Raw genomic sequence first — 8,879 nt, forward strand, 5'->3', positions numbered from 1 at the left:
GCTGCGTTGATCAATAATGCTCAGTCAGTCGGAGAAGTCGTTGACGCAGCCAACACTATCATTGATGGCCGCATTGCAGCCAACGCTCAGGAAGAACAACGCTTAGCGATCCTCCAAGCTTCAAAAGATGCATTCAATGAATATCTTAAAACTAGTGAAGACGAAGCTGCGTTAGTAAACGAAGCTGACTCACTAAAAGACATTGTTGACGCAGCCAACACTATCATTGACGGCCGCATTGCAGCCAACGCTCAGGAAGAGCAAGCTCGTGCAGCTGATTTCCAAGCTAAAAAAGAGACCACTATTACTGAATTACAAGAAATTCTTAACGATGTCCTTTCCGATGAGGAAAAATCTCTGATTGTTGATGCTTACACAGTGGAAGAAGTAGAAGCGGCGAAAGACACTATTATTGAAGGCCGAGAAGAAGTCTACACCCTTATATATACTATAGACGGGGAAGAAGACTACAGAAACACTAAAGCCGTTCACCCTGGTGAAGCTCGAGAAGCATTCCTTGACTTTATCCGCCAAGAAAACTTAGATGTTGACGTTATCGTCTATGATAAAGACACAAAATCCTTCCGAGCATTTGGCGGAGAACAACCATACTACTTCCATTACTCAAAAGACGGGGAGCTCTACATTGATGGGACAAAGGCTCAGCACCCAGGTGAAGCCTTAGAGATCATCCGAGATTACATTGAAGAGACAGATCTTGAAGTTACCAACCTCTTCTACGATGAACGCACAAACACATTTCATGCTGTGCTAGAAGATAATTCTGGTGTTAAAACGGATGAAACAGTCTACGAGTCCCTACCTGAAGAATTGAGTTGGGATGAAATATCAGATGAAGCTGATGAACTAGCAGAGCAATATCTACCGCTATTCAAAGCACAAGATAGTGCACTTGAAGCGTTAAAATCATTGGGTATCACTTCTGAAAGATTGTTTGACGAAATTCGAGAAGCAACTTCAGTTGAAGAAGTTGAACAGTTAGCGACAAGCATTCTAGAAACTCGTAAGCAACAACTTTTGCAAAACCCAGAAGCGGTTAAAGCTTTATCAATACAACGTTTGGAAGCTGACGGTGCTCTTACTGAAAACCAAAGAGCGTTGCTGACTGACGCTGAAACACATGAAGAAATTGCACAAGCTTCAGAAGTAGTGACAGTACAACGTGAGGTTATTTCAAATCTAAACGAAGGATTGGCTGAAGACCTATCTTCAGAAGAGGAAGATCTTATTACAAACACTAGTACTGTAAAAGAAGTTCACACAGCAGCTGAGACTATTTTAAATGCTCGCGAACAAAAAGCAGCTGAACTCTAAGCGGCGAAAGAAGAAGCAATTAAGGAATTGGAAGCTGACGGTGAAACCACCGATCAAGATAAAGAAAGAATTGAGCAAGCAAGTACTAGCGAAGAAGTTCAAGAAATAAAAGAAGACATCTTGGATAGCCGCAAAAATGTCTGGGAACGTATTGGTGACTTCTTTAGAAACTTATTCAAATAGTTACTAGGCTTGGGACTTATTAACTAACAGTTTGCAGTAGTTAATAATGCCTCCTTTCCCTCAAGGGACAACCTATCATGGAATAGGTTGCCCCTTTTTTTAGGTTCTACAACATTTGACGTTGGTGAGGGATTCACCAGCGTCATTTTTTATTTGATGTTTTCGCCCTTTTTTCTTTTATATATAGAAAAACAAGTGAATTCCCCTTACAATATAGTCACCACAACTTAAGAAAGGAGAAATTCACTTGCCTCATCAACATGATATTCGAAATTTAATTCAGATTCAAGATGAAAACATTTCTTTTCAGGAGCCCATGACCGAAGAAAGGGAAGTCAAAGGACAAGCGGCCTTGATTCTTCATGCCTCTTTAACCTACACACCACACTGCTGTGCTAAATGTGGCGTCGTTAACCAAAACTATACGATCATCAAAAATGGCACGCAGGAATCCATGATTACCCTCCCCTTTCACCCCTTCAAACCCTTTTATTTATGTCTCCGTAAGCAACGCTTTTATTGCCGTTCCTGTGGGAAAACATTTATGGCTTCGACCCATTTGGTTAACTTCAATTGCTTTATTGCCAATCCGCTGAAAGCTGGGGTAGCCTTTGAAGCAAGTCGGGCGGTTTCATATAAAGATATTGCCGAACGTTTAAATATTTCTTGGTCGTCCGTTGCCCGTTTTGCCCGTCTGGCGGCGAAAGAAAGACGGAAGGGCCCCAAAAGCCTGCCTGCCCACCTATCCTTTGATGAATTTAAATATAAGAAGGGGAAAATGGCCTTTGACTATATTGATGCCGCTACCGGTCAGATCTTAGGCATTGTTTCCGGTCGGACCCAATATAAAATCAACCAACACTTTATCAGCCAGTACAGTCTAAAGGATCGGCAACAGGTCCAAACGGTCACCATTGACATGAATGCCGGCTATGTTTCTTGTATTCGTGAACTCTTCCCTCAAGCCAAAATCATTATTGATCGCTTCCATTTAGTTCAATTGATCAATCGGTCGTTTAACCAAACCCGGATTCAATACATGAACCAACTCCAATCCAACTCTTCGGATCAAAAGAAATAGAGGCGACTTAAAGCGTATTGGAAGCTCTTCTTAAAAAAAGAATCTGACTTATCCTATACGTCCTATCACTTTTACCGTCTCTTTGGTCAACGAACCGAAGCGGGTATTCTTCAGGAAATGTTGGCCTATGATCCGTCCTTAAAACGGCATTACCGGCTTTATCAAGACTTGATACAGGCCATCCAAGACCAAGACATGGCCAAGCTAGAAGATCGATTAGCCGTCAACCAAGAAGGCTTATCCAACTACATGAAACGCAGCCTCAAAACCCTGGCCAAACACCTCCCCTTTATTGAGAACACCTTCCACTATCCGTATACCAACGGTAAAATTGAAGGTACCCATAATAAAATCAAAGTCTTAAACCGCATTGCATATGGCTTCCGAAATCTTGGCAATTACCTCGACCGAATTTGCCTTTACTTTAGCTCCCAACCCATTCAATAAAAAAAGATAAAGTCCATATAATTGTGTAAAAAGAAAAAGTCATAATGACCTTTTTGAGCTACAATGTAGTTATAGAAAACCAAAAAACACATTGAAAGGAAGATCATTATGACTCAACTCAATCTTACACTAGACGCCAATAAATTAACAGACGCAATTTTAAATTGTGATCTGGATCAAGTGATGAAATCCACCTTCGTGACGGTCTTAAATGCTTATATGGAGTCCGAGCGCGACCAATATATGAAAAGCAAGCGGTACGAGCGAGATGAAGATCGCTGTGATTACCGCAATGGGTATGACGAGCGAGATTTCACCACGAAAATCGGCACCCTCAAGCTCAACGTGCCCAGAACGCGATCAGGCGACTTCCATACCCAATTATTTGAACTCAATCCAAGCGGATGGATCAAGGCCTACTGGCTACCATCTTTGAGATGTACGTCAATGGCATCTCCACCCGCAAAATGACGAAAGTCGTCGAATCCCTTTGTGGTCAAAAGGTCTCCAAATCGTTTGTCTCCGATGTCAATAAACACCTGGACAAGGATGTCTTTAACTTTCAAAAGCGGTCCCTCACCCATACTAATTTCCGGTATATCTATGTCGATGCCATGTATATAAAGGTCCGAGAGGATAACCGGGTGGTGTCCAAAGCCCTTTACATCGCCCAAGGAGTCAATGATGAGAATAGGCGAGAAATCATCGGGTTTAAAGTGGCTGGGCAAGAGTCAACGGAAAGTTGGCGGTCGTTCTTCCTCGATTTAAAAGCCAGAGGCATTGATACGCCGAAAATGGTGATTTCAGATGCCCATGCAGGCTTACGGAAAGCTATTCAAGAATGTTTTGTCAACACCACTTGGCAACGCTGTACCTTTCACTTATTAAGCAATATCACCGATGCCTTGCCGAAAACCACGGACCGAGTCATCCGAGATCGTTTCCAAGCGGTTTTATTTTCCAGAACCCAGCAGGAAGCTCGTGAACGGAAACAAGCATTGGAGGCGGAATTCGAAGACCAAGCGAAGCTGGCTAAAGCCTTGAGCCTATTGGATGAGGGCTTTGAAGATGCCATTCAGTATCAGATCGAGCCTTCTCCTTACCACATGTCTTTAAGAACAACCAATTCCATTGAACGAGTCAACCGTGAAATTCGACGTCGAGAAAGAGTGGTGGGGATTTTCCCCAATATCAAATCCGCGGAACGGCTAGCCGGCTCGGTCTTATTAAACCTGCAGGAGAATTGGGAAGCTCAGAACTATCGATTTTTACGATAGGTTGAACTTTTTAAACCCCTTTTAAAACCTGCCTCCCTCTGGAAAAGGGGCTTTTTCCCTCGGTCACTTGGCGTAATCTAACACACCGCTGGCTCGCTTCAAGAGAAGCCCACTCTTTCCGCTCGCCAAACGGTGTGTTTAGCCGATCACGCCGACCGACGGAAAAAGAAAAAGCCCCGTCGTATAACATCTGTTACTATATTGTAGAATTTACACATAGATTTGGACTTGACTTAAAAAAAGGGGCAACTTTAAGAAGTTGCCCCAAAAAAGAACAGTGACTATATTATACCACCAACGCTAAAAAATGAAGAGCCGTTTTTTACTTATCAATAGTCCTGGTAAAATCTAGAAAGATAGGACGACTTTTTTATTGCAGACTTTTTAGACTAAGATTTGAGGAAAACATTCAATAATAAAAAATGGTTGATTGAATGATTATGTTAAATTTAATTTTCATGCATCATTAAATACTTGATTTATTTTTTCTGTTATATTATTGGTATTAGTTACGTGGCAGTAGTGTGCTGGTAACGAAGAACTCGATCATAAGTTATAATATGTCAATATTATGACAAATGTAACATCTTTGTGACTTATGTATTGAGTAAATTTGTTTAAGTATACTAATACAAAGGAGTTTTAGAATGGTAGGAAAAAATAACTATAAAACACGTACCGAAAAAGCTGCTAACAAAAAGCAACGCTTTTCACTTAAAAAATTAAGTGTTGGAGTTGCTTCTGTTGCAGTCGGTACTACTCTATTTTTGAGTAATACAGATGCTGTTTCAGCAGAAGAAAATCCGGATAGGAATATTGAACAATTGCAAGCAGCTCTAGAGACTGAAAAAGAATTCGCAATTGCCGAAGTACAAGCGGCAGGTTTTACCGATCAAAAATATGTAGATTGGATTAATGCACAGGAAACAGTTCAAGATGTCAATGGTGTCAAACGTGAAATCCTAACAACTGTTCCTGACGAAGAACAATCAGGAATTGAAGAGGAAACTTCAGTTGACTCTGAATCCGACTTCAACGCACCAGACTTTGACTGGAGCGGTAATGATGAAGCTGTAGCGGCTGAGGCTGAACTTCAAGCTGCAAAAGAATCAGCCATTGCTGAAGTAAAAGCAGCAGGTTTTACCGATCAAAAATATGTAGATTGGATTAATGCACAAGAAACAGTTCAAGATGTCAATGGAGTTAAACGTGAAATCCTAACAACTGTTCCTGACGAAGAACAATCAGGAATCGAAGGCGAAACTTCTGTCGACTCGGAATACGACTTCAACGAACCGGAAATTGACTGGAGCGGAAATGACGAAGCTGTAGCTGAAGAAGAAGCAGCTCAAGAAGAAGTTTACACTCTAAACTACTACGCTCAAAGAACACAAGGTCAAAATGGTGCGACAACCGTTAAAGCATCAAGCCCAAGAGAAGCTTTAGAATACTTCCAAGCTTTCTTGAACGAAAATGGTTTAGATGCAGCTGACTTCAACTGGTCCTATGACAGTGAAAGCAGAGCATTCACTGCAAGTGAAAAAATCGAAGGCGAAGCTTCCGTTGACTCTGAATACGACTTCATCCGACCAGACTTTGATTGGAGCGGTCTAGAAGAAGCGGAAGACGATGAAGAAGTTCAAGAAGAAATTTACACCTTTGTTTATATCATTCAAAACACCAAAGGCAAAAATGGTGCGACTACTGTCAAAGCATCAAGCCCAGAAGAAGCAAAAGCTTACTTCGAAGAATTTGCCAAAGAAAATGACTTGGGTGAATTAGACTGGACTTACGATGAAGACACTAAAACATTCACCGCAAGAGAAAAAGTGGAAGAAAGCCAAACAATCGAAGGGGAAACTTCCGTTGACTCAGTTTACGACTTCAACCGACCAGAAATTGATTGGAGTGGAGCTGAAGAAGTTTATGAACGTGAACTCCAAGCAACAAAAGAAGCAGCCATTGCTGAACTCCAAGGTATCTACATTAAAGACGAAGAACTCTTCGGTCGCATTCAAGATGCAGAAAGAATCGAAGAAGTCAAAAAATTGAGAAGTGATGCCATCGATGCTCGCCAAGCATTAGTTGGTAAACTTGATGACCAAGAAGCTTCCGCGGATTCTGAATACGACTTCGTTCGACCAGACGTTGACTTGACTGGTCTAGACGAAGGCTACGCACGTGAATAAGCAGAAGCAGAAGCTTTAGAAGCAGCGAAAGCAGAAGCTATTGAAGAATTAACAGCTGATGGCGTGACATCTGACCTCTGGTTTGAACTGATCAACAAAGCCAACACTGTAGAAGGTGTCGAAAGCCTCAAGAATGACATTCTTAATGCACGTGAAGATCAACGTGAACAAGCAGAAGCAGAAGCTTTAGAAACAGCGAAAGCAGAAGCTATTGAAGAATTAACAGCTGATGGCGTGACATCAGACCTCTGGTTTGAACTGATCAACAAAGCCAACACCATAGAAGGTGTTGGAAGTCTCAAAAATGATATTCTAAATGCTCGTGAAAGACAACGTCAAGAAGCAGTTGCTCTAGAAGTGGGAAAAACAGCGGCTATTGCAGATCTAGAAGATTTATTGGGTACCTCAGTAACTGAAGATTTAACTGATGACGAAAAAGCTTTGATTAATGATGCTAAAAGCCTTGAGGAAGTTAATAAAGTTAAAGCTGAAATCATTGATAACCGATCTGAAGTGTACACTTTAAAATTCATCAAAGATGGCGAAAAAGATTATAGAAATACTAAAGCCTTGCACCCAGGGGAAGCAAGAGAAGTCTTCTTAAACTTTATTCAAGAAGAAGATCTTGTTGTAGTTGTCTTACATTATGATGAAGAAACCAATACCTTTACTGCTGTTCCTGATGGGGGAGAATTAGAAGTCAGGGAAGAAGAAGGCTACGATTTCTTACCAGATGGAGTTTTAGAATTTGAAGAAATCCAAGATAAAGCAAATGCACAACTGCTTCGGGAAGCACAAGCTTTGCAACAAGCGAAAGAAAAGTCCTATGAACAATTGAATGCTGCTGGTATAACTTCTAAAGGATTGTACGAAAGAATTGCCAATGCTAATTCAGTAGAAGAAGTTGAACCGTTAACAGAAGTCTTCTTAGAAAGTCGTAGACAACAACTAGCTCAAGACCTTGCTGTAGCAAAAGCTCAAGCAATTGAAGAGTTAGATGCTAACGAAGCTGAAAGTGCTCGAATCAACAATGCTAATTCAGCTGAAGAATTAGCTCAAGTAATTGAAGAAATTCAATCTGAACGAGCTCTTCAATTGGCAAAAGGTGAAGCTATTGTAGAACTAGAAGCTGATGGAGAAACAAGTGAAGCGGATAGACAGCGAATCCACCAAGCTGACTCTATTGAAGAAGTTGAGCGAGTAAAAGAGTATATTCTATATGAGAGATTATCTTTCTTAGAGAGAATAAAGTATGGCTTTAATAGACTTGGTGATTGGTTCAGAGGAATTTTTCAATAATGTCCTTAACTAATATCCAACATTATTTTGAGGTGAAAGCTAGTTTTAAACCAATACTTTGATAATTGGTTTTACGCCAAAAAGCAATTTGTAGTTGCTATCCAAATCTGTTGATTCTAGTTAATAGGAACTTCAATCATGAGGCTCGACATATCGTAAGTGATATGTCGGGCCTTTATGATTTTTAAAATTATTCACTTGATAAAATAATCAGGTCTATAGGAAGCTAGGCTTTGAAAGGAGTGATGATCCATCAGGTTAAATTTATACTAAGACAGGGCATAACGTGCTTTAAATCTACAGGAGAAAGACAAATAATACAATAAACTGTGAGATGATTCTAATGTGTCATTGTTTAAGCAATAGGGATGTTCTTAAGCTGTAAAAACTGGAAAAATAATAAAATGTTCCATATTTAGCATTTTTCTGGTAAAAAACATCAATTTTAGTAAATAAGCAATTAAGCAAGCATTTTTAAAAATGATAAGCTTATTAACTAGATGGCCTATGACTATTTTATTTTAGTAAAACCGTGAAATTACTTGATTTATTTGAGCTATTATATTAATATAATAGCTAGTTACGTGGCAGTAGTGTGCTAGTAACGAAGAGCTCAACCCTATGCTTTCATAAGCTAAATAGTTGAAGCTATTTACTAGCATAAAGGCTGAGTGAATTTGTTTAAGTATACTTAATATAAAGGAGTTTTAGAATGGTAGGAAAAAACAACTATAAGACACGTACCGAAAAAGCTGCTAACAAAAAGCAACGTTTCTCACTTAAAAAATTAAGTGTTGGTGTTGCATCTGTTGCAGTCGGTACAACATTATTTTTAGGCAATGCAGAAGGTGTTTCAGCTGAAGAAAATCCTGATGCTACTACAGCTGACGATGCACAAGGTCAATCTACCCGTGATTCTGGTTATAACTTTAACGAACCAGAATTCGACTGGAGCGGAGCAGATCAAGAATACGAACGTGAACAAGAAGAAAAAGCCCAAGAACTACAAGCAGCAAAAGAAGCAGCTATTGCTGAAGTTCAAGCAGCTGGCTTCACAGACGAAAAATA

General features: G+C 40.1%; 4 protein-coding genes and 4 pseudogenes. All 8 read left to right on the forward strand.

Annotation, left to right across the window (positions count from 1 at the left end):
* Window positions 1–1,335, forward strand: a 1,335-nt coding sequence (locus tag HMPREF9698_RS08985; protein WP_003778999.1) for an albumin-binding GA domain-containing protein, incomplete at its 5' end; no start/stop codon positions are given.
* A gap of 12 nt (window positions 1,336–1,347) precedes the next feature.
* Window positions 1,348–1,518 (forward strand): annotated as a pseudogene (locus tag HMPREF9698_RS08885) (albumin-binding GA domain-containing protein); the annotation flags it as partial.
* A gap of 316 nt (window positions 1,519–1,834) precedes the next feature.
* A pseudogene (locus tag HMPREF9698_RS07650) lies at window positions 1,835–3,046 on the forward strand (ISL3 family transposase).
* 108 nt (window positions 3,047–3,154) lie between these two features.
* Window positions 3,155–4,323 (forward strand): annotated as a pseudogene (locus HMPREF9698_RS07655) (IS256 family transposase).
* A 647-nt stretch (window positions 4,324–4,970) separates the two neighbouring features.
* The gene (locus HMPREF9698_RS07660) at window positions 4,971–6,512 is read left to right on the forward strand and encodes an albumin-binding GA domain-containing protein (RefSeq protein ID WP_003779012.1); all 1,542 of its coding nucleotides are present in this window, start codon (window positions 4,971–4,973) and stop codon (window positions 6,510–6,512) included.
* A 15-nt stretch (window positions 6,513–6,527) separates the two neighbouring features.
* A pseudogene (locus HMPREF9698_RS09255) lies at window positions 6,528–6,644 on the forward strand (albumin-binding GA domain-containing protein); the annotation flags it as partial.
* Between the two features lie 6 nt (window positions 6,645–6,650).
* Window positions 6,651–7,811, forward strand: a complete 1,161-nt coding sequence (locus HMPREF9698_RS09210) for an albumin-binding GA domain-containing protein (RefSeq protein WP_342661845.1) — start codon at window positions 6,651–6,653, stop codon at window positions 7,809–7,811.
* A gap of 712 nt (window positions 7,812–8,523) precedes the next feature.
* Window positions 8,524–8,879: YSIRK-type signal peptide-containing protein (locus HMPREF9698_RS07670; protein ID WP_003779016.1), on the forward strand; the 356-nt coding region annotated here is incomplete at its 3' end.

Source organism: Alloiococcus otitis ATCC 51267, assembly GCF_000315445.1.
GTDB classification, from domain to species: Bacteria; Bacillota; Bacilli; order Lactobacillales; family Carnobacteriaceae_A; genus Alloiococcus; species Alloiococcus otitis.

Excerpts from the sequence above, each read along its gene's own strand:
- HMPREF9698_RS07660 (WP_003779012.1), top strand. The coding sequence starts at position 4,971 with ATGGTAGGAAAAAATAACTATAAAACACGTACCGAAAAAGCTGCTAAC.